We start from the raw sequence: 20930 nt of genomic DNA on the forward strand, positions 1-20930 counted from the left end.
ACGCTTGAGGGGGAGGCCGACAGGTCTCCCCCTTCTACTGTGGGCCCACCTCGGCCGGCATCACGCTATGCAAGGTCCCGGGCGTCGGCTACACTCAATCCCTTTCGCACCCTTTTTCCGCCCCGCGAGTCGATATCGACGCATGTTCAAAGGATTTACCCGTTTCCTGCAGAGTCCGGGCGAACGCCTGAAGTCCCTCTTCGGCCCCGACAGCGCCGCCGCCGGCACGCCCGAGCTGCGCATCATTCCCCGCCAGGAGCACCCGGTGTCGCGCCAGCACTTCAGCGATGCCGCTCTCAAGGTGCTCTACCGGCTGCACAACGCCGGCTACCAGGCCTATCTGGTGGGCGGCTGCATTCGCGACTCCCTGCTCGGCCGCATGCCCAAGGACTTCGACGTGGCTACCGACGCCACGCCGGAGGAGGTCAAGGCGCTGTTCCGCAACTCGCGGATCATCGGCCGACGCTTTCGCATCGTGCACGTGCGCTTCGGCCGCGAGGTGATCGAGGTCACCACCTTCCGCGGCAAGCCCGGCGACGACCACGGCGACCATATCGCCCAGCAGTCCGACGAGGGTCTGCTGCTGCGCGACAACGTCTGGGGCAACATCCAGGAGGATGCCCTGCGCCGCGACTTCACCATCAATGCGCTCTACTACAGCATCGCCGACTTCTCGATCCACGACTTCGCCGGCGGCGTGCCGGACATCGAGGCGCGCACCCTACGCCTGATCGGTGACCCGGCCACCCGCTATCGGGAGGACCCGGTCCGCATGCTGCGTGCGATACGCTTCGCGGCCAAGCTCGACTTCCACCTGGCGCCCAGCACCGAGGCGCCGATCCACGAGCTGGCCCCGCTGCTGCTGCAGATCCCGCCGGCCCGGCTGTTCGACGAGATCCTCAAGCTCTTCATGGGCGGCCACGGCGTCGAGACCTTCCGCCTGCTGCGCCACTACGGGCTCTTCGAGATGCTCTTCCCGGAAGCCGCCGAGGCCATGGAGGAGCTGCCCTGGGCCGAGCCCCTGGTGGAGGCGGCGCTGGCCAGCACCGACCGGCGCATCGCCGAGGAGCGCCCGGTCACCCCGGCCTTCCTGTTCGCCGCCCTGCTGTGGGGCCCGGTGGTCCTGCGCCAGGCCGAACAGGAGGCCCAGGGGCTGCCGCCGATCCCCGCACTGCAGGCCGCCTCCCAGCAGGTGGTCTCGCGCCAGCTGCAGCATATCTCCATTCCGAAGCGCTTCAGCCTGCCGATGCGGGACATCTGGGACCTGCAGCAGCGCCTGCCCCTGCGCCGCGGCCGCCGCGTCTTCCAGACCCGGGAACACCCCCGCTTCCGGGCCGCCTACGACCTGCTGCTGCTGCGGGAAGCGGCCGGCGAGCTTGCCCCGGGCCTGGGCGACTGGTGGACCGCCTTCCAGGAGGCCGACGAGCACGAGCAGCGCCGCCTGCTCGACAAGGCCGGCGCCAATCCCGCCGGCAGCGGCGCCCCGCGCAAGCGCAAGCGCCGCCGCCGCAAGCCTCGCAACGGCGGCAACGGCGGCAACGGCGGCAACGGCAACGCATGAGCCAGCATCGGGCCTGGGTCGGGCTTGGGAGCAACCTCGACGACCCCCGCGGCCACGTCGAGCGCGCCCTGGCTGAGCTCGACGGGCTTCCGCTGACCCGGCAAATCGCGGCCTCGGGACTCTATGCCAGCCGACCGGTAGGCCCCCAGGACCAGCCCGACTACATCAACGCCGTCGCGCTCCTCGAGACGCACCTCTCGCCGCTGGCCCTGCTCGACCAGCTCCAGGCCCTGGAGCAGCGCCACCGCCGGATCCGCCAGTGCCGCTGGGGGCCCCGCACCCTGGACCTGGATCTGCTACTGTTCGATGACAACCGCCTGGCACTGCCCCGCCTGACGGTACCGCACCCGGAGATGACGCGGCGCCCCTTCGTGCTGGTGCCCCTGCTGGAGCTGGCGCCGCAGGCCATCCTGCCGGATGGTCGCCGCCTGGCGGCGCTGGCAGAGACCCTGGAGACGAGCGGCCTGAGGGCACTGTTACCCCGCACCTGAGCCCATCGCCGCAAGTGTTACCTATCGACACGCCACCGGGGTTCGGGTAACAATTGCAGGTTACACGCCGGATCGGCTAGCCCGTTCCCGATGCGCCATAACGACGAGAGCACGCCATGAAAACCGTCACCCTGAGCACGCTGCAGGCCTTCAAGCGCGCCGGTGAGTCCTTCAGCTGCCTGACCGCCTACGACGCCTCCTTTGCCCGTGCCGCCAGCGATGCCGGCATCGAGGTGCTGCTGGTCGGCGACTCCTTAGGGATGGTCCTCCAGGGCCACGCCAGCACCCTGCCGGTGACCCTGGAGGAGATCTGCTACCACACCCGCTGCGTGGCCCGCGGCAAGGGCGCCAGCCTGCTGATGGTGGACCTTCCCTTCATGGGCAACGCCAGTACCGAACGCCTGCTGGAGAACGCCGGCGAGCTGATGCGCGCCGGCGCCGAGATGGTCAAGGTGGAGGGCGAGGCCTGGATGGCCGACGGCATCCGCGAGCTGACCCGCCGCGGCGTGCCGGTCTGCGCCCACCTGGGCCTTACCCCCCAGACGGTCTATCAGCTGGGCGGTTACAAGGTGCAGGGGCGTGATGCCGAGCGCGCCACCCAGATCCTCGAGGACGCCCGGGTGCTGGTGGAGGCCGGCGCCTCCATCATCCTGCTGGAGTGCGTGCCGGCGAGCCTGGGCCGCGCCATCACCGAGGCCCTCGACGTCCCGGTGATCGGCATCGGTGCCGGCCCCGATACCGACGGCCAGATACTGGTGATGCACGACATGCTCGACGTCACGGCGGGCCGCAAGCCGCGCTTCGTCAAGAACTTCATGGCCGAGGCCGAGGACATCCACGGCGCCTTCCGGCGCTACCACGAGGACGTCAAGGCTCGCCGCTTCCCCGCCGAGGAACACTGCTTCTAGCCCCGGAGCCCGCAATGCGCACTCTCAGAGAGATTCCCGCCCTGCGCGAGGCGCTGGCGGACGCTCGCCGTCGCGGCGACCGCATCGCCCTGGTGCCCACCATGGGCAACCTCCACGCGGGGCACCTCGCCCTGGTGGAAGCGGCCCGGGAGCGGGCCGAGGTGGTGATCGCCACCATCTTCGTCAACCCCATGCAGTTCGGGGCCGGCGAGGACCTCGACGCCTACCCGCGAACCCTGGAGGAGGACCAGGCTCGACTGGAGGCGGCAGGCTGCGACCTGCTGTTCGCCCCCGAGGTCGCCACGGTCTACTCGCGTCCCCTGGAGGCCCAGACCCGCATTCTGGTCCCCGAGGTCACCGAGGGGCTGTGCGGCGCCTCGCGCCCCGGCCACTTCGACGGCGTCTCGACCATAGTCGGCATGCTCTTCAACCTGGTGCAGCCCGACCTGGCCTGCTTCGGCGAGAAGGACTACCAGCAGCTGGCGGTGATCCGCCGCATGGTGGCCGACCTGCACTTCCCCATCGAGATCCTTGGCGTGCCCATCGTGCGTGCCGAGGACGGCCTGGCGCTCTCCTCCCGCAACGGCTACCTGAGCGCCGAGGAGCGTGCCACCGCACCGCGGCTCTACCAGACCCTCTGCGAGCTGCGCGACGCCCTGGAGGCCGATGCCGACATCGAGGCCACGCTGGCCGCTGGCACCCGGCGCCTGGAGGAGGCCGGCTTCGTGCCGGACTACCTGGAGCTGCGCGCCGTCGACCTGGGAGCGGTGACGCCCGCCACCCGCGAGGCCGTGCTGCTGGTCGCCGCCCGACTCGGCACTACGCGCCTGATCGACAACCTGACCCTTACCCTGCCGCGCTGAATCGGCACACCCGGAGGAACCCGCTTCCATGTACACCATCATGCTCAAGGCCAAGCTGCACATGGCCCGCGTCACCCACGCCGTGCTCAACTACGAGGGCTCCTGTGCCATCGATGGCGAGCTGCTCGACATGTCCGGCATTCGCGAGAATGAGCAGATCCAGATCTACAACGTGGAGAATGGCCAGCGCTTCACCACCTACGCCATCCGCGCCGAGGAGGGCTCCAGGGTGATCTCCATCAACGGCGCCGCCGCCCACCTGGCCGGCCCCGGCGACCGCGTGATCATCTGCAGCTATGCCCACTACAGCGATGCCGAGCTGGAGAACCATCAGCCCGCCCTGGTCTACCTGCAGGAAGGCAACGCGGTCAGCCACACCAGCAACGCCATCCCCGTGCAGATGGCCTGATCCTGACGTCGAGCCGCGGCCGGCGACCCTGCCGGCCGCCTCGCCTTAACCTTCCCCGGCCACCCTGCCCCTCCTCGCTCCGCGTTTTCTCCCCTCCTGCGCCCATGGAAGCATTGCCGCGTCGCACAAGAGTCACCTATGCTGGACAGACCCGGCCCTGCCTCCCTAGCTGAGCGGCAAGGCCGCAAGCCCGTCGTCTTCCATTCAGGAGAACTCTCCCATGCAAGAAGTGGTGATCGTTGCCGCACGTCGTACCGCCGTCGGCTCCTTCGGCGGCTCCCTGGCCGGCATTCCCGCCAGCGACCTGGGCGCCCTGGTGATCAAGGACCTGCTCGCCACCACCGGCGTGGCCGGCGACCAGGTGGACGAGGTGCTGATGGGCCAGGTGCTGACCGCAGGCGTCGGCCAGAACCCGGCGCGCCAGGCCGCCATCAAGGCCGGCCTCCCGGATGCCGTTCCCGCCATGACCATCAACAAGGTGTGCGGTTCCGGCCTCAAGGCCCTTCACCTCGCCGCCCAGGCGATCCGCTGCGGCGACGCCGAGCTGATCATCGCCGGCGGCCAGGAGAACATGTCCGCCTCACCCCACGTGCTGCCCAACTCCCGCAACGGCCAGCGCATGGGCGACTGGAAGGCCGTGGATACCATGGTCCATGACGGCCTCTGGGACGCCTTCAACAACTACCATATGGGCATCACCGCCGAGAACCTGGCGGAGAAGTACGCCATCACCCGCGAGGCCATGGACGAGTTCGCCGCCGCCTCCCAGCAGAAGGCCGCCGCCGCCATCCGCGACGGCAAGTTCAAGGGCCAGATCGTCCCGGTGGAGATCCCCCAGCGCAAGGGCGACCCGGTGGTGTTCGACACCGACGAGAACCCCCGCGAGGTGAGCGCCGAGAAGCTCGGCGGCATGCGTCCCGCCTTCAAGAAGGACGGCACCATCACCGCCGGCAACGCCTCTTCCCTCAACGACGGCGCCGCCGCGGTGATGCTCTGCTCCGCCGAGAAGGCCAAGGCGCTCGGCCTTACGCCCCTGGCGCGCATCGCCGCCTACTCCAACGCCGGCGTCGACCCGGCCATCATGGGCATCGGCCCGGCCCCGGCCACCCGCCGCTGCCTGGACAAGGCCGGCTGGAGCCTGGATGACCTGGACCTGGTCGAGGCCAACGAGGCCTTCGCCGCCCAGGCCCTCTCCGTCAACAAGGAGCTCGGCTGGGACGTCAGCAAGGTCAACGTCAACGGCGGCGCCATCGCGCTGGGCCACCCGATCGGCGCCTCCGGCTGCCGTATCCTGGTGACCCTGCTCCACGAGATGATCGCCCGGGACGCCAAGAAGGGCCTGGCGACGCTGTGCATCGGCGGTGGGCAAGGGGTGGCGCTCGCCATCGAGCGATAAGCTAGAAGCTAGAAGCTAGAAGCTCTACAGCGTGCCCCGGGACCGGCTCCCGGGGCACGTCTTTTTCGGCCTACTACGCTACTTCGCATAGAAAACCGCCCCCATGGCCAGGCCATGGGGGCGGTTTGTCTTCCAGCTTCAAGCTTCCGGCTTTCAGCTCGCCGAAGGCGGTTTACAGCTCGGGCTCGGCGGCCTCCTCGGCCTCGAACGCCGCCTTCTCTTCCGGGGTGATCTCCTTGATGGTGAGCTTCACCCGGTTGCGGTTATCGATATCGAGCACCTTGACGACGGGCTCGTCGCCCTCGTTGAGGAAGTCGCGCACGTCGTTGACCCGCTCGGGCACGATCTGGGAGATGTGCACCAGGCCGTCGGTGCCGGGCATGATGTTGACGAAGGCGCCGAAGTCGGCGATACGCACCACCTTGCCGCGGTAGAGCTTGCCGATCTCCGCCTCGGCGGTGATCGCCAGGACGGTGTCGATGGCCGCCTTGGCCGCCTTCTTGTCCTCGGCGTAGATGCGCACGGTGCCGTCGTCGTCCAGATCGATGGAGGCGCCGGTATCCTCGCAGATCTTGCGGATGGTGGAGCCGCCCTTGCCGATGACGTCGCGGATCTTCTCCGGGTCGATCTTGATGGTGGCCATGGAGGGCGCATTCTCGGAGACCTCGGCGCGGCTCTGGCCGATCACGGCGTTCATCTGCTCGAGGATGCTCAGGCGGGCCTCCAGGGCCTGCTGGAGCGCCTGCTCCATGATCTCCTCGTTGATGCCCTCGATCTTGATGTCCATCTGCAGGGCGGTGACGCCCTCGCTGGTGCCGGCCACCTTGAAGTCCATGTCGCCGAGGTGGTCCTCGTCGCCCAGGATGTCGGTGAGCACGGCAAAGCCGTCGTCATCCTTCACCAGGCCCATGGCGATGCCCGCCACCGGCGCCTTCATCGGCACGCCGGCGTCCATCAGCGCCAGGGAGGCACCGCACACGGACGCCATGGAGCTGGAGCCGTTGGACTCGGTGATCTCGGAGACCACGCGGATGGTGTAGGGGAACTCCGCCTCATCGGGCAGCATGGCCTGCACGCCCCGGCGCGCCAGGCGGCCGTGGCCGATCTCGCGACGCTTGGGGCCGCCCATGAAGCCGGCCTCGCCCACGCTGTAGGGGGGGAAGTTGTAGTGGAGCATGAAGCGATCCTTGCGCTCCCCCTCCAGGGACTCGATCAGCTGGGAGTCGCGCAGGGTGCCGAGGGTCGCCACCACGATGGCCTGGGTCTCGCCACGGGTGAAGATCGCCGAGCCGTGAGTCTTGGGCAGGGCGCCCACCTCGATGGCCAGCGGACGCACCGTCTTGTGGTCGCGGCCGTCGATGCGCGGCTCGCCCTTGACCACCCGGGAGCGCACCACCCGCTTCTCGAGGCCGGCGAAGGCGCCCTTGACCTCATCGGCGTCGAACTTGCCCTCTTCCTCACCGGCCAGCTGCTCGACCGCCTCGGCCTTGAGCGCGGAGAGCGCATCCTGGCGGGCCATCTTGTCGGTGATGCGATAGGCCTCACCCACCCTGGCCTCGAAGGCGCCGGCCACGGCGGCCTTGAGCTCGGTGTTCTCCGCCGGGGCCTGCCACTCCCACTTCGGCTTGCCCGCCTCGGCGGTCAGCTCATTGATGGCCTGGATGGCCACCTGCATCTCCTGGTGGCCGTAGAGCACGGCGCCCAGCATCTCGTCCTCGAGCAGCTCGGCGGCCTCGGACTCCACCATCAGCACCGCCTTCTCGGTGCCGGCCACCACCATGTTGAGCTCGGAGCCGACGAGCTCCTCGACGGTGGGGTTGAGGAAGTAGCCCTTCTCCTCGTCGAAGCCGACGCGGGCCGCGGCGATGGGGCCGTTGAAGGGCACCCCGGAGATGGCCAGGGCCGCGGAGGTGCCGAGCATGGCAGCGATGTCCGGGTCATGGTTGCGGTCGGTGGAGAGCACCGAGCAGACCACCTGCACCTCGTTCATGAACCCCTTGGGGAAGAGCGGGCGGATCGGGCGATCGATCAGCCGCGAGGTGAGGGTTTCCTTCTCGGTGGGACGCCCCTCGCGCTTGAAGAAGCCGCCGGGAATCTTGCCGACCGCATAGGTCTTCTCCTGGTAGTGCACGGAGAGCGGGAAGAACGGCTGGTTGGGGTTGGCTTCCTTGCGGGCCACCACGGTGCAGAGCACCACGGTGTCGTCCATGGTGACCATGACGGCACCGGAGGCCTGGCGGGCGATGCGCCCGGTTTCCAGGGTGACGGTGCTGCGACCGTACTGAAATGTCTTCTTGACCGGATTCACGGCGACTTCCTTCATATCTACTTTTCTGTGTTGGGGTCGTTTCGACTCGGCGACCATTTTAGGGGTTGACGCGCCCCGCGGCCACCGGATAGCGACATTTCCACCCACCAGACGCAAAACGGGCAGCCCCCTGAGGGGACTGCCCGTTGACACGTCGAGAACAAGGAAAGGAGGAATTCGCGTTGCGAGCGATGAGAGGCTGGTCGCCGCCGGAGCGCAGCTCCCGGAGTGTAGCCCGCTACATGAGGAGGGCGATCGGGCCGGCGCACCGGCACCGCCGGCGGCCAGGCTATCGAGCGCAGTAGCGAATTACCCTTTACTTTAGCGACGCAGGCCGAGACGCTGGATAAGCGCCTGATAGCGCTCGAAGTCCTTGCGCTTCAGGTAGTCCAGCAGCTTGCGGCGCTGGTTGACCATGCGGATCAGGCCACGACGGGAGTGGTGATCCTGCTTGTTGGTCTTGAAGTGGTCCTGCAGGCCATCGATGTTGGCGCTCAGCAGGGCTACCTGCACTTCGGGGGAACCGGTGTCGTTGTCGCCACGACCGAATTCGCTGACGATTGCGGACTTCTGCTCGGCTGTCAGTGCCATCTGTCTCTCCAGTAAGCAATATGCCTGAATGATGAGTGTGTGAGACCACGCATATTTGCAGTCTCGGCGTTGCTCCCTTCAATCGGCTGCGGTGCTCAGCAGCCGTTTCGGCGCCACCTCCTGTGGCGACGTCACCGCGCCGAGGCCCAGGAAGGCCCCGTCGCAGTAGAGTCTTGGCGTCTCGCCCACCGCCATGCCTGCGGCATCGAGGCGAGCGGACTGGCCGTGGGTCAGCCGCTGCGCCGCCGCCGCATCGACCTCGAGCCGCGGCAGGTGCTCGACCAGCACGTCCACCGGCAGCAGCACGGCCTCCCGGGCGGCCTGGTCGGGCAGCGCCTCGAGGGCCTCCAGGCTCAGCATTCCCTCCCCCCCCAGGCTGTCGCCGTCGAAGGGGCCGGTGGCCAGGCGTCGCAGCATGCTGATATGCCCGCCGCTGCCCAGGGCCCGAGCGATATCCTCGGCCAGGGTGCGCACATAGGTGCCCTTGCTGACCTTCACCTCCAGCTCGAAGGCGTGGCCCTCGAAGGCGAGAAGCCGGGCATCATACACCGTCACGCGCCGGGCTGCACGCTCGATCGACTTGCCCTCCCGGGCCAGCTCGTAGAGCTTGCGCCCCTGGTGCTTGAGCGCTGAATACATCGGCGGGATCTGCTCGATCTCGCCGCGAAAGCGCTCGAGCACGCCCTCCACGTCGGCCGCGGTGAGTGCGGGCACCGTACAGCGCTCGATGATCTCACCCTCGGCGTCGCCGGTGTCGGTCACCGCCCCCAGCTCCACCCGGGTGCGGTAGACCTTGTCCGCCGCCAGCAGGTGGGCCGAGAACTTGGTGGCCTCGCCGAAGCAGACCGGCAGCAGGCCGGTGGCCATGGGGTCCAGGGTACCGGTATGACCGGCCTTCTGGGCCTGGAAGAGCCGCCGGGCCCGCTGCAGGGCGTGGTTGCTGGACATGCCGCCGGGCTTGTCCAGCAGCAGCACCCCGTTGACCGGCAGGCCGCGACGACGACGCGCCATCAGCGGCTCTCGTCCCCGTCGCCGCCTTCGTCGTCGCCCTGCTCGCCGGAGCGGGCGCGGTCGCTCTGTACCGCCTCCTCGATCAGCGAGGAGAGGCGCTGGCCGCGCACCACGCTCTCGTCGTAGTGGAAACGCAGCTCCGGCACGTGACGCAGCTTGATGCGCTTGGCAATCTGCCCGCGCAGGAAGCCGGCGGCCTGCTTGAGAACCTTGAGGTTCTCCTTGATCCGCTCCGGGGTGTCCTCACCCAGCAGGGTCACATGGACATCGGCGTAGCCGAGGTCACGGCTGACCTCGACGCCGCTGACCGTGACCATGCCCAGGCGCGGGTCCTTGACCTCGCGCTGGATGAGCACCGCCAGCTCCTTCTGGAGCTGGTCGGCTACCCGGTCGGTCCGCTTGAACTCGCGCATGCTTGGCTCCTGACGCTCAGAGCGTCCGCTCGACCTTGACCTGATCGAAGACCTCGATCTTGTCGCCGACCTGGACGTCATTGTAGTTCTTCACGCCGATGCCGCACTCCATGCCGTTGCGCACTTCCTGGACGTCGTCCTTGAAGCGGCGCAGCGACTCGAGCTCGCCTTCGTAGATGACCACGTTGTCGCGCAGCACGCGGATCTTCTTGTTGCGGAAGACGGTGCCCTCGACCACCATGCAGCCGGCCACGGCGCCGATCTTGGGCGCGCGGAAGACGTCGCGGACCTCGGCCACGCCGACGATCTCCTCCTTCCACTCCGGCGCCAGCATGCCGGTCATCGCCTGCTTGACCTCGTCGATCAGCTGGTAGATGACGCTGTAGTAGCGCAGGTCCAGGCCTTCCCGCTCGATGATCTCGCGGGCAGCGGCGTCGGCACGCACGTTGAAGCCGACCACGATGGCCTCGGAGGCCAGCGCCAGGTTGGCGTCGGTGCCGGTGATGCCGCCGACGCCAGAGGAGACCACGGCCACCTGCACTTCGTCGGTGGAGAGCTCCTCGAGAGCGCCCTTGATCGCCTCCAGGGAGCCCTGCACATCGGCCTTGAGCACGATGTTGACCTTGGCCACCTCGTCCTGCCCCATCTGGCTGAACATGTTCTCCAGCTTGGCCTTCTGCTGGCGGGCCAGGCGCACCTCGCGGTACTTGCCCTGACGGAAGTTGGCGACCTCGCGGGCCTTCTTCTCGTCGGCCACCACCATGAAGTCGTCACCGGCGTCCGGGGTGCCGCCGAGGCCCTGGATCTCCACCGGCATGGCGGGACCGGCCTCGTCGACCTGCTTGCCCAGCTCGTTGGTCAGGGCCCGCACGCGGCCATAGTGCAGGCCGGCCAGGACGATGTCGCCCTTCTTCAGGGTGCCGTTCTGGACCAGCACGGTGGCCACCGGGCCGCGGCCCTTGTCCAGGCGGGACTCGACCACCACGCCCTTGCCGGGCGCTTCCGGCACGGCCTTGAGCTCGAGCACCTCGGAGACCAGCAGGACCGCTTCCAGCAGCTCGTCGATGCCCTCGCCGCTCTTGGCGGAAACGTGGACGAACTGGGTGTCGCCGCCCCACTCCTCGGAGATGACGCCGTGCTGGGAGAGCTCGTTCTTGACCCGGTCCGGGTCCGCCGCCGGCTTGTCGATTTTGTTGACCGCCACCACCATCGGCACGCCGGCCGCCTTGGAGTGCTCCACCGCCTCGATGGTCTGGGGCATGACGCCGTCATCGGCCGCCACCACCAGGATGACCACGTCGGTGGCCTTGGCACCGCGGGCACGCATGGCGGTAAAGGCCGCGTGGCCGGGGGTATCCAGGAAGGTGACACCGTGGGAGCCGTTCACCTTGGCCGCATCGACGTGGTAGGCGCCGATGTGCTGGGTGATGCCGCCGGCCTCACCGGTCGCCACCTTGGCCTTGCGGATATAGTCGAGCAGCGAGGTCTTGCCGTGGTCGACGTGACCCATGACGGTGACGACCGGGTCCCGGGTCAGCTCCTCGCCCTCGTAGGAGATTCCCTCGAGGACCTCGGTCTCCAGGGCATCGTCCTTGACCAGCTTGGGCTTGTGGCCCATCTCCTCGACCACGATGGCCGCGGTGTCCTGGTCGATGGTCTGGTTGATGGTCACCGCCGCACCCATGGTGAACATGGCCTTGATGACCTCGTTGGCCTTGATCGACATCTTGTCGGCCAGGTCGGCGACGCTGATCGACTCGGGGATCGAGACCTCGCGGACGATCGGCTGGGTCGGCTTCTGGAAGCCGTGCTTGCCGCCACCCTGGGAGCCACCGCGGCGGCCACCGCGACGCTCGGCGCGCTTGGCCTTCTTGCCGCCGCCGCGACGACGCTCGTCGCGATCGTCGTCGTCACGCTCGTGCCGCCCCTTCTTGGCCGCGGCCTTCTTGGGCGGCGCGGTGCGACGGTCGGTGCGACCCTCCTTGGGCGGTGCGGGCGGCTCGTCGCCGGCCGGCTGCTCGACCAGCTCCGGCACCGGGATGTCCGGCACCTCGGGCACCTTCTCGGCCTCCAGCTTGGCCGCCGCCTCGCGGGCGGCCTCTTCCGCCGCGCGCGCCTTGGCCGCTTCGGCCTCACGGGCCTCCTGCTCGGCCTGGGCCTGCTGGGAGTCGGCCATGTCGCCGACCAGCTGGCGCGGACCGGTATCCTCGACCTTGGTTTCCTCGGCGGCCGGCTCCTCCCGCTTCACGTAGGTGCGCTTCTTGCGAACCTGCACCTCGATGGTCTTGCCGCGCTCGCCGGTCTTGATCCGGCTGCGGGTCTTGCGCGTCAGGGTGATGCGGTTCTTGGGCGCCGCCGCGCTGGTGTCACCGCCGTGACTCTTGGTGAGGTAGTCGAGCAGCTGACGCTTGTCCTCCTCGGACACGGCATCGCTCTCGGACTTGTGCTCGAGTCCGGCTTCTTTCATCTGTTCCAGCAGACGAGGCACATCGCGCCCCACCTTTGCTGCAAAATCCTTAACGGTCATGTCTGACATTACGACCCTCCTGAGCCCGTGACCCCAAATCTGTTCGCTTCGAATGCTGCGGCCCGGCATCCACCGGGCGTCATACGCCTGTTGCGCGCTGCGCCTTCGAACTATTCGCTTTCAAACCAGGGCGCACGGGCGGTCATGATCAGTGCCGCGGCGCGCTCCTCGTCCACTCCCTCGATGTCCAGCAGGTCATCGACGGACTGCTCGGCGAGATCCTCCATGGTGACGATCCCCCGGCTGGCCAGGATAAAGGCCAGGTGGCGCTCCATACCCTCCATCTCGAGCAGGTCCTCGGCCGGCTGGGCGCCGTCGAGCTCCTCCTCGGAGGCGATGGCCAGGTTGAGCAGCTCATCCTTGGCCCGGGCGCGCAGCTCCTCGATGGTCTCCTCGTCGAACTCCTCGATCTCGAGCATCTCCTCCACCGGCACGTAGGCGATCTCCTCCAGGGAGGTGAAGCCCTCCTCCACCAGCAGGCGGGCGACCTCATCGTCGATATCCAGGTGCTGGATGAAGTGCTCGACTAGGCTGTCGATCTCCTGCTCGCGCTTGGCCTCGGCCTCGTCCTCGGTCATGACGTTGATCCGCCAGCCGGTGAGCTCAGAGGCCAGGCGCACGTTCTGGCCGCTGCGGCCGATGGCCTGGGCCAGGTTGTCCTCGGCAACGGCCACGTCCATGGCGTGGGCATCCTCATCCACCAGGATGGAGGCGACGTCCGCCGGCGCCATGGCGTTGATCACCAGCTGGGCGGGGTTGTCGTCCCACAGCACGATGTCGACGCGCTCGTTCTGCAGCTCCGAGGAGACCGCCTGGACCCGGGAGCCGCGCATGCCGACGCAGGCGCCTACCGGGTCGATGCGGCGGTCGTTGGTCTTGACCGCGATCTTGGCCCGGGAGCCCGGATCGCGCGCGGCGCCCTTGATCTCGATGAGCTGCTCGGCGATCTCCGGCACCTCGATCTTGAACAGCTCGATGATCAGTTCCGGGCAGGTCCGCGACAGGATCAGCTGGGCGCCACGCGCCTCCGGGTCGACCTTGGTCAGCAGGGCGCGCACCCGCTCGTTCATGCGATAGCGTTCGCCGGGGATCATCTCGCCGCGGGGCAGGAACGCCTCGGCGTTCTCGCCCAGGTCGATGATCAGGCCGTCGCGGGTGGTCTTCTTGACGATGCCGGAGACCAGCTCGCCCTCGCGCTCGGCGTAGAGGCGCACCACCTCGGCCCGCTCGGCCTCGCGCACCTTCTGCACGATCACCTGCTTGGCGGTCTGGGCGGCGATACGACCGAAGTCGGCGTTCTCGATCTTCTCCTCCACCACGTCACCCAGCCCCAGAGGCGGGTCACGACGCTCGGCGAAGGAGAGCTTGATCTCGTGGTCGGGGCCGTCGAAGTCGTCGTCCTCCACCACCGTCCAGCGGCGGAAGGTCTCGTACTCACCGGTACGGCGATCGATATGCACCCGCACGCTGGCCTCTTCGTCCTCGAAGCGCTTGCGGGACGCGCTGGCCAGGGCCGCCTCGACGGCCTCGAAGATCACCTCGCGGGGGACTCCCTTCTCGTTGGAGATCGCGTCAACGACCGCCAGAATCTCTTTACTCATGCCATTGCCTCGCCAGAAAACCTGTCCTCGAGCCTCACGCTCATTGCGCCGTGCCAAGCGGCGGCCGGATCGTCAATCCTGATCATCGAACCTCGGTACCACCTGGGCCTGATCGATGCTGTCGATGGGGAAGCAGTACTCCTCGCCGTCCAGCTGCAGCAGCACCTCGTCGCCCTCGACGCCGGCCAGCAGCCCCTGGAACTTGCGCCGCCCCTCGAAGGGCACGCGCAGCTTGAGCGCTACCTCGTGGCCGCGGTAGCGGCTGAAGTGGTCGAGGGTATAGAGCGGACGATCCATCCCCGGCGAGGAGACCTCGAGGCGATACTCGCCGCGAATCGGATCCTCGACGTCGAACACGGCGCTTACCTGACGGCTGATATCGGCGCAGTCATCGACGCTGACGCCGTTCTCGTGATCGATATAGATCACCAGGCGTGAGTGCTTGCCCTGGGACTGATAGTCGATGCCCCACAGCTCGAAGCCCATGGCGGTCACCACGGGTTCGATCATTGCGTGAAGTGCAGCATCCTTGATAGCCACGGAAATATCGCTCCTACAGCCGTTGCATCAGGCACCTGGCCGGGAGTGAACAGGAAAGTCAGGTGGCTGATTGGCGTTGCCCGGAACAGTGCCCCGGCGCCTGGCGCCCTGGGCAAGCTGCTAACAAAAAGCCCCTTCACAGGAAGGGGCTTTTACATGAAACCTTTAGACCACTCCGGCAGATCTGGCTGCCCCTTCTGCTCGACCCCCCAGCTTGCTGCTGCGGCTCGAAAGGCGCCTGACCGGAAGATGGTAGCGGGGGCCGGATTTGAACCGACGACCTTCGGGTTATGAGCCCGACGAGCTACCAGACTGCTCCACCCCGCATCAATCTAGGTCGGTGATTCTACGCATCGCCGAGACTTTCGTCAAGGGAGCTTCACCGCTATGCCAATCCTGCTTTCTGAAGGACCTCTCCTTGCCGACGGCAAGGCGGTGTATCAGATGGTGCCGAAGGCGGGACTTGAACCCGCACGACCGTAAGGTCACTACCCCCTCAAGATAGCGTGTCTACCAATTCCACCACTTCGGCATCAGGGGAGGCTGGAAACTACCAAGCGACCTAGTCGTCGCTTCCCTCCAGCACTGGCGCTGCATTATCCATACCCGAGGGGGTGTCGTCAAGGGTTGGAATGCCGCGCTGCTGCTCGATCAGCCGCGAATCGGGAATACCGGCCTCCGGCGCCTGGCCCGCCTGGGAGGCGTAGTAGGCCAGAGTCAGGGAGGTGGCGAAGAAAGCGGCCGCCAGGATAGCGGTGAACTTCGACAGGAAGCCACCGCTGCCGCGGGAGCCGAATACGGTCTGGGAGGCACCGCCACCGAAGGCGGCACCGGCTTCGGCGCCCTTGCCCTGCTGCAGCAGGATAAGGACGACCAGGGCGATGGCGATCGCCACATGGATCATGAGAATGGCAACTTGCATGGAATCAACCTGCTGACTGACAGATGGCTAGAAAATCGTCGACCTTGAGCGAGGCACCGCCCACCAGGCCGCCGTCGATATCGGGTTGGGCGAGCAGCTCGGCGGCGTTGCCAGCATTCATGCTCCCCCCGTAGAGCAGCCGCAGTTCGGCGGCCAGCTCGCGGTCATACTCCGCCTGATAGGCGCGAATGGCGGCCATCACCTCCTGGGCCTGCTCCGGCGTGGCGGTACGGCCGGTGCCAATGGCCCATACCGGCTCGTAGGCGATGACGATCAGCCGGCGCTGCTCGGGCTCCAGGCGCGACATGGCGAAACCCACCTGGCGCAGCACCACCTCCATGGTACGCCCGGCGTCGCGCTCCTCGAGGGTCTCGCCCACGCAGAGCACCGGCGTGAGGCCGACGCTGAGGGCGGCCAGCAGCCGGTCGAAGACCTGCTCGTCGCCCTCGCGGTAGAGCTGGCGACGCTCGGAGTGCCCCACCAGGGCATAGCGCACCCCGAATTCACAGAGCATCCGCCCGCTCACCTCGCCGGTATGGGCGCCGGAGTGGAGCGGATTGAGGGTCTGGGCACCGAGGCGCAACGGCGTGCCGGCAAAGACGCGCTGCGCCGCCTCCAGGTAGGGAAACGGCGGAAAAATCACTACCTCGAGCCCCTTCGGCAGCTCCGCCTCGGCAAAGGCACGACCAAACGCCTCGACCAGGTCGGCCGAGCCGTTCATCTTCCAGTTGCCGGCAAGCAGCGGGGTACGCATGGCGTGTCCTCTTCAAAAAGGCTGCGAAATGGTATAGGAGCGGCCCTGTCAAGACAACCGCAGGACGACTCCCGAGTCCGGGTATCAGGCTCAGGCAAGCAGCGCCTCGACCTCGCCGGCCAGGCGGCGCGCCAGGCCATCGACGTCGAGGTGCGGCCGCCCCTCGACCATGACGCGGATCAGCGGCTCGGTACCCGAGGGACGCAGCAGCACCCGGCCCTCGTCGCCCAGCTCGGTCTCGACCTCCGCCACCGCCGCCTGCAGCGCCGGCATCTCCATCACCGCCCGAGCGTCGCTGCCCGGGGTGAGGCGTACATTGACCAGCGCCTGGGGCGCCTTCTCAAGCCCCGCCAGCAGGCGCTGCAGCGGCTTCTCCTCGCGCACCATGATCGCCAGCACCTGCAGCGCCGAGACGATGCCGTCGCCGGTGGTCTGGACATGGCCGCAGACGATGTGCCCCGAGGACTCACCGCCCAGCTGCCAGCCGTTGGCCGCCAGGCGCTCCATCACGTAGCGGTCGCCCACCTTGGCCCGCTCGAAGGGAACCCCCAGCTGCTCCAGGGCCGCCGCCAGGCCGAAGTTGGACATCAGGGTGCCCACCACGCCACCGCCCAGCTCGCCCCGGGCGTGACGATCCCGGGCGATCAGGTAGAGGATGTCGTCACCGTCGATCTCCCGGCCGTCGCTGTCCACCAGCAGGACGCGGTCCCCGTCGCCGTCGAAGGCCACGCCGAGATCGGCCCCCTGCTGGATCACCGCCGCGCGCAGCGCCGCGGGATGGGTCGAGCCGACACCCTGGTTGATATTGAGGCCGTCAGGGCTCGCCCCGACCAGGCCCACCTCGGCGCCCAGCTCCCGGAACACGCTGGGCGCGATGTGGTAGGTGGCGCCATGGGCGCAGTCCAGCACGACCTTGAGGCCGTTCAGGCTGACCCGGTCGGGAATGGTGGACTTGCAGAACTCGATATAGCGCCCGTCGGCATCATTGATGCGGGTCGCCTTGCCCAGCTTGTCCGCCGCCACCGTGGTCAGCGGCTCCTCCAGCATCGCCTCGATCTCCTCCTCCAGCTCATCGCCCAGCTTGGCACCGGCGGTGGAGAAGAACTTGATGCCGTTGTCGGGGAAGGCGTTGTGGGAGGCGGAGATGACGATGCCGGCATCGGCACGGAAGGTACGGGTCAGGTAGGCGATGCCCGGGGTCGGCATGGGGCCGAGCAGGGCCACGTCGACGCCGGCGGCGGAGAGCCCCGCCTCCAGGGCCGACTCGAACATGTAACCGGAGATCCGCGTGTCCTTGCCGATCAGCACCCGGGGGCGCCGCTGGCCGTGGCGTGCCACCAGCACCCGGCCGGTGGCCCAGCCCAGCTTGAGCATGAAGTCGGCGGTGATCGGCGGTTCACCGACGGTACCGCGGATACCGTCGGTGCCGAAGTAGCGTCGTGTCATTCAGCATCCTTCCTTGAGAACGGCCCAGGTCATGTTCACCGCATCCACGCTGGGGGCCACATCGTGAACGCGCAGGATTCGTGCGCCGCGCTCCACCGCCAGGGCGCTCAGCGCCAGGCCGCCGGGCAGGCGCTCCTCCACCGGGCGCTCGAGCACCTTGCCGATCATGCTCTTGCGGGACATGCCGACGAGCAGCGGCAACTCGAGTTCGGCCAGGCGCTCCATGCGGTTGAGCAGGCGCAGGTTGTGTTCCACGGTCTTGCCGAAGCCGAAGCCCGGATCCACCAGCAGGCGCTCGCGGCGCAGCCCGGCGGCCTCACAGGCGGCCACCCGCTCGGCGAGGTAGTCGACCACGGCCTCTTCGATAGGCACATCATAGCGGGGCGCCTGCTGCATGTCGCGGGGCTCGCCCTGACGATGCATCAGGCAGACCGGCAGACCGGTGCCGATGGCCGCCGCCAGGGCACCCTCGCGGTCCAGGGAGCGCACGTCATTGAGCAAGCCCGCCCCCAGGCCGGCCACCTCTCGCATCACCTCGGGGCAGCTGGTATCCACCGAGACCAGGGCATCGAGCTCGCGCACCAGGGCCTCCACCACCGGCGCCACCCGGTCGAGCTCCGCCGCGGGCGAGACGGGCTCGGCGCCGGGCCGGGTCGACTCGCCGCCCACGTCGATGATCGCCGCCCCCTCGGCCAGCATCCGCTCGGCATGGCGCAGGGCGTCATCCAGGGCCACATGGCGGCCGCCGTCGGAGAAGGAGTCGGGGGTGACATTGAGGATCCCCATCACCCTCGGGAAGGAGAGGTCCAGCCGATGGCGGCCGCAGGTCAGGAAGGCAGAGGTGGAAGTCATCATCACTCGAAGCGTCGGGCTGTTATGGGAGAGGTTGCGGGAGGCGTTGCGGAGCTTGCCGCCTTGCAGGACTCAGAAAAACGCAGGCGCCCCAAGTGGGGCGCCTGGCAGGGAGGAACGCAGCGGGCTCAGGAGCCGGCCGGGCCGCCCAGCGGGTCGGAGGGCCGGCGACGGGGCTCGTCGTCATCCTCCTCGCCACCGTCGGCCTCGTCGGGGGCTTCCGGAGCCGCCTCGGCCTCGGGCGCCTCGGTCACCGGCGCGCCGGGGCCGGAGGAGTCACCGTCCTCCCAGTCCTTGGGCGGACGCGGATCGCGGCCCTCCATGATGTCCTTGAGCTGGTCGGCGTCGATGGTCTCATACTTCATCAGCGCCTCGGCCATGGCGTCGAGCTTGTCGCGGTTCTCCTCGAGGATGACACGCGCCTGCTCGTAGCAGTCGTCGATGACCTTGCGCACCTCCTTGTCGAGCTTGGAGATGGTCTCGCCGGACTTCATCTTGCCGCCGCCCTGGCCCGGGCCGCCGAGGAACTGGTGGGACTCGTCCTCGTCGTACATGATCGGGCCCATCTCCTCGGAGAGGCCCCACTTGGCGACCATGCTGTGGGCCAGCTCGGTGGCACGCTTGATATCGTTGGAGGCGCCGGTGGTGACTCCGTTGGGCCCCAGGGTCATCTCCTCGGCGATGCGGCCGCCGAACAGCGAGCAGATCTGGCTGAGAATCTGCTGGCGCGACAGGCTGTAGCGATCCTGCTCGGGCAGGAACATGGTCACGCCCAGGGCGCGGCCGCGAGGGATGATGGTCACCTTGTAGACCGGGTCATGCTCCGGCATCACCAGGCCGATGATGGCGTGGCCCGACTCGTGGTAGGCGGTGTTGAGCTTCTCCTTCTCGGTCATGACCATGGAGCGGCGCTCGGCGCCCATCATGATCTTGTCCTTGGCGAGCTCCAGCTCCTCCATACCCACCAGGCGCTTGTTGCGACGGGCGGCGAACAGGGCGGCCTCGTTGACCAGGTTGGCCAGGTCGGCGCCGGAGAAGCCCGGGGTACCGCGGGCGATCAGCGACGGCTTGACGTCGTCGGCCAGCGGCACCTTGCGCAGGTGCACGTTGAGGATGTGCTCGCGGCCGCGGATATCGGGCAGCGGCACCACCACCTGGCGGTCGAAGCGGCCCGGACGCAGCAGCGCCGGGTCCAGCACGTCGGGGCGGTTGGTGGCGGCGATGACGATGATGCCCTCGTTGGCCTCGAAGCCGTCCATCTCCACCAGCAGCTGGTTGAGGGTCTGCTCGCGCTCGTCGTTGCCGCCGCCCATGCCGACCCCGCGGGAGCGGCCCACGGCGTCGATTTCATCGATGAAGATGATGCAGGGCGCCTGCTTCTTGGCCTGCTCGAACATGTCGCGCACGCGAGAGGCACCCACACCCACGAACATCTCGACGAAGTCGGAGCCGGAGATCGAGAAGAAGGGCACCTTGGCCTCGCCGGCGATGGACTTGGCGAGCAGGGTCTTGCCGGTACCCGGCGGGCCCACCATCAGCACCCCGCGGGGAATGGTCCCGCCCAGGCGCTGGAACTTGGTGGGGTCGCGCAGGAAGTCGACCAGCTCCTCGACCTCCTCCTTGGCCTCGTCGCAGCCCGCCACGTCGGCGAAGGTGGTCTTGATCTGGTCCTGGGAGAGCAGCTTGGCCTTGGACTTGCCGAAGCTCATGGGGCCGCCCTTGCCGGCCCCGCCGCCCTGCATCTGGCGCATGAAGAACATGAAGATGGCCAGGATCAGCAGGATCGGGAAACTGGCGATCAGCAGCCGGCTCCACAGGCTCTGCTGCTCCGGCTCCTTGCCCACCACGGTCACATTGTTGGAGAGCAGGTCATCGATCAGCTTGGGATCCTCCGCCGCGGGGCGGATGGTCTGGAACGACGAGCCGTCGGTGCGCTCGCCGGAGATCCGGTAGCCGTCGATGGTGACGCTACGCACCTGCTGGTTCTGCACCTGCTGGACGAACTGGGAGTAGTTCATCGACTGGGGGGAGCTGTCGACGCTGAAGTTGTTGAACACCGTCAGCAGCACCGCCGCGATGACCAACCAGAGGATCAGGTTCTTCGCCATATCGTTCAAGGGACTACCCTCAATGTCAGAAATCTGTCGGCCGCCATGGCCTGGCGCCTTGTATACGCTCTGTATAGGACACTACAGAAGCCCGCCGCGTTCAGCCACCGCCCATCCCGGACGGTCCACCGCAGGGGGCACTGTGACACACTTTGGCGCCTGCTGTCCGGCAATCAGCCCATTAGTCTGGGGCTATTGATTGCGCCTGCCGCCACGTTATCCGAGCCGA

The 20930-nt window shown here is 67.8% G+C and carries 18 protein-coding genes and 2 tRNA genes; 6 read left to right on the forward strand and 14 right to left on the reverse strand.

The genetic code is table 11. From position 1 onward, the window contains the following. The first annotated feature begins 142 nt into the window (after positions 1-142). The 6 genes from pcnB (at position 143) to ACRYRV_RS07195 (ending at position 5628) form a co-directional block, all read left to right on the forward strand. Positions 143-1561, forward strand: a complete 1419-nt coding sequence (gene pcnB, locus ACRYRV_RS07170; protein ID WP_444985536.1) for a polynucleotide adenylyltransferase PcnB — start codon at positions 143-145, stop codon at positions 1559-1561. Continuing rightward, on the forward strand, positions 1558-2052 hold the full coding sequence (folK, locus tag ACRYRV_RS07175) for a 2-amino-4-hydroxy-6-hydroxymethyldihydropteridine diphosphokinase (RefSeq protein WP_444985535.1): 495 nt from the start codon (positions 1558-1560) through the stop codon (positions 2050-2052). The genes pcnB and folK overlap by 4 nt, the downstream gene beginning before the upstream one ends. Before the next feature lie 116 nt (positions 2053-2168). Beyond that, on the forward strand, positions 2169-2960 hold the full coding sequence (panB, locus tag ACRYRV_RS07180; RefSeq protein ID WP_309637367.1) for a 3-methyl-2-oxobutanoate hydroxymethyltransferase: 792 nt from the start codon (positions 2169-2171) through the stop codon (positions 2958-2960). A gap of 14 nt (positions 2961-2974) precedes the next feature. Beyond that, a complete protein-coding gene (gene panC / locus ACRYRV_RS07185) occupies positions 2975-3823 on the forward strand; it encodes a pantoate--beta-alanine ligase (RefSeq protein ID WP_309637368.1) in 849 nt (282 codons plus the stop codon). Between the two features lie 28 nt (positions 3824-3851). Continuing rightward, positions 3852-4232, forward strand: coding sequence for an aspartate 1-decarboxylase (panD, locus tag ACRYRV_RS07190; RefSeq protein WP_309637369.1), 381 nt, complete (start codon positions 3852-3854; stop codon positions 4230-4232). 220 nt (positions 4233-4452) lie between these two features. Then, positions 4453-5628, forward strand: a complete 1176-nt coding sequence (locus ACRYRV_RS07195; protein WP_253447813.1) for an acetyl-CoA C-acetyltransferase — start codon at positions 4453-4455, stop codon at positions 5626-5628. Positions 5629-5800: 172 nt separating this feature from the next. Here ACRYRV_RS07195 and pnp read toward each other — a convergent pair whose 3' ends face one another. The 14 genes from pnp to ftsH all read right to left on the reverse strand — a co-directional run bounded on the left by pnp (position 5801) and on the right by ftsH (position 20710). Continuing rightward, positions 5801-7936, reverse strand: a complete 2136-nt coding sequence (gene pnp / locus ACRYRV_RS07200; RefSeq protein ID WP_309637370.1) for a polyribonucleotide nucleotidyltransferase — start codon at positions 7934-7936, stop codon at positions 5801-5803. 321 nt (positions 7937-8257) lie between these two features. Next, positions 8258-8527, reverse strand: a complete 270-nt coding sequence (gene rpsO / locus ACRYRV_RS07205; RefSeq protein WP_132042114.1) for a 30S ribosomal protein S15 — start codon at positions 8525-8527, stop codon at positions 8258-8260. A gap of 78 nt (positions 8528-8605) precedes the next feature. After that, positions 8606-9538: a tRNA pseudouridine(55) synthase TruB gene (truB, locus tag ACRYRV_RS07210; RefSeq protein WP_253447807.1), complete on the reverse strand. Its 933-nt coding sequence runs from the start codon at positions 9536-9538 to the stop codon at positions 8606-8608. Further along, positions 9538-9951, reverse strand: coding sequence for a 30S ribosome-binding factor RbfA (rbfA, locus tag ACRYRV_RS07215; RefSeq protein WP_444985534.1), 414 nt, complete (start codon positions 9949-9951; stop codon positions 9538-9540). Before rbfA ends, truB begins: the two co-directional genes overlap by 1 nt. Before the next feature lie 16 nt (positions 9952-9967). Next, entirely contained in the window at positions 9968-12487 is a 2520-nt protein-coding gene (gene infB, locus ACRYRV_RS07220; protein WP_309637371.1) for a translation initiation factor IF-2, read from the reverse strand. Positions 12488-12588: 101 nt separating this feature from the next. Beyond that, entirely contained in the window at positions 12589-14079 is a 1491-nt protein-coding gene (gene nusA, locus ACRYRV_RS07225) for a transcription termination factor NusA (RefSeq protein ID WP_253447798.1), read from the reverse strand. A gap of 72 nt (positions 14080-14151) precedes the next feature. Continuing rightward, on the reverse strand, positions 14152-14619 hold the full coding sequence (gene rimP, locus ACRYRV_RS07230) for a ribosome maturation factor RimP (protein WP_253447795.1): 468 nt from the start codon (positions 14617-14619) through the stop codon (positions 14152-14154). 250 nt (positions 14620-14869) lie between these two features. Beyond that, a tRNA-Met gene (locus ACRYRV_RS07235) sits at positions 14870-14946 on the reverse strand. Between the two features lie 118 nt (positions 14947-15064). Continuing rightward, positions 15065-15151 (reverse strand) — tRNA-Leu (locus ACRYRV_RS07240). Between the two features lie 30 nt (positions 15152-15181). Continuing rightward, positions 15182-15541 carry a preprotein translocase subunit SecG gene (gene secG / locus ACRYRV_RS07245; RefSeq protein WP_253447792.1) on the reverse strand — a complete coding sequence of 120 codons (360 nt, stop codon included), beginning with the start codon at positions 15539-15541 and terminating at the stop codon, positions 15182-15184. 4 nt (positions 15542-15545) lie between these two features. Continuing rightward, positions 15546-16295 (reverse strand): triose-phosphate isomerase, encoded by a 750-nt coding sequence (gene tpiA / locus ACRYRV_RS07250; RefSeq protein WP_253447789.1) that lies wholly within the window; start codon positions 16293-16295, stop codon positions 15546-15548. Between the two features lie 90 nt (positions 16296-16385). After that, on the reverse strand, positions 16386-17741 hold the full coding sequence (glmM, locus tag ACRYRV_RS07255) for a phosphoglucosamine mutase (protein WP_253447786.1): 1356 nt from the start codon (positions 17739-17741) through the stop codon (positions 16386-16388). Continuing rightward, positions 17742-18593: a dihydropteroate synthase gene (folP, locus tag ACRYRV_RS07260; RefSeq protein WP_444985533.1), complete on the reverse strand. Its 852-nt coding sequence runs from the start codon at positions 18591-18593 to the stop codon at positions 17742-17744. It lies immediately after the preceding gene. 128 nt (positions 18594-18721) lie between these two features. Beyond that, on the reverse strand, positions 18722-20710 hold the full coding sequence (gene ftsH, locus ACRYRV_RS07265; RefSeq protein ID WP_444985532.1) for an ATP-dependent zinc metalloprotease FtsH: 1989 nt from the start codon (positions 20708-20710) through the stop codon (positions 18722-18724). Positions 20711-20930: the final 220 nt, after the last annotated feature.

It is taken from the genome of Halomonas mongoliensis, from assembly GCF_052496345.1.

Coding starts and splice junctions, on each gene's coding strand:
- pcnB (WP_444985536.1), top strand. CDS start 143: ATGTTCAAAGGATTTACCCGTTTCCTGCAGAGTCCGGGCGAACGCCTG.
- folK (WP_444985535.1), top strand. CDS start 1,558: ATGAGCCAGCATCGGGCCTGGGTCGGGCTTGGGAGCAACCTCGACGAC.
- panB (WP_309637367.1), top strand. CDS start 2,169: ATGAAAACCGTCACCCTGAGCACGCTGCAGGCCTTCAAGCGCGCCGGT.
- panC (WP_309637368.1), top strand. CDS start 2,975: ATGCGCACTCTCAGAGAGATTCCCGCCCTGCGCGAGGCGCTGGCGGAC.
- panD (WP_309637369.1), top strand. CDS start 3,852: ATGTACACCATCATGCTCAAGGCCAAGCTGCACATGGCCCGCGTCACC.
- ACRYRV_RS07195 (WP_253447813.1), top strand. CDS start 4,453: ATGCAAGAAGTGGTGATCGTTGCCGCACGTCGTACCGCCGTCGGCTCC.
- rpsO (WP_132042114.1), bottom strand. CDS start 8,527: ATGGCACTGACAGCCGAGCAGAAGTCCGCAATCGTCAGCGAATTCGGT.
- truB (WP_253447807.1), bottom strand. CDS start 9,538: ATGGCGCGTCGTCGTCGCGGCCTGCCGGTCAACGGGGTGCTGCTGCTG.
- rbfA (WP_444985534.1), bottom strand. CDS start 9,951: ATGCGCGAGTTCAAGCGGACCGACCGGGTAGCCGACCAGCTCCAGAAG.
- infB (WP_309637371.1), bottom strand. CDS start 12,487: ATGTCAGACATGACCGTTAAGGATTTTGCAGCAAAGGTGGGGCGCGAT.
- nusA (WP_253447798.1), bottom strand. CDS start 14,079: ATGAGTAAAGAGATTCTGGCGGTCGTTGACGCGATCTCCAACGAGAAG.
- secG (WP_253447792.1), bottom strand. CDS start 15,541: ATGCAAGTTGCCATTCTCATGATCCATGTGGCGATCGCCATCGCCCTG.
- tpiA (WP_253447789.1), bottom strand. CDS start 16,295: ATGCGTACCCCGCTGCTTGCCGGCAACTGGAAGATGAACGGCTCGGCC.
- glmM (WP_253447786.1), bottom strand. CDS start 17,741: ATGACACGACGCTACTTCGGCACCGACGGTATCCGCGGTACCGTCGGT.
- folP (WP_444985533.1), bottom strand. CDS start 18,593: ATGACTTCCACCTCTGCCTTCCTGACCTGCGGCCGCCATCGGCTGGAC.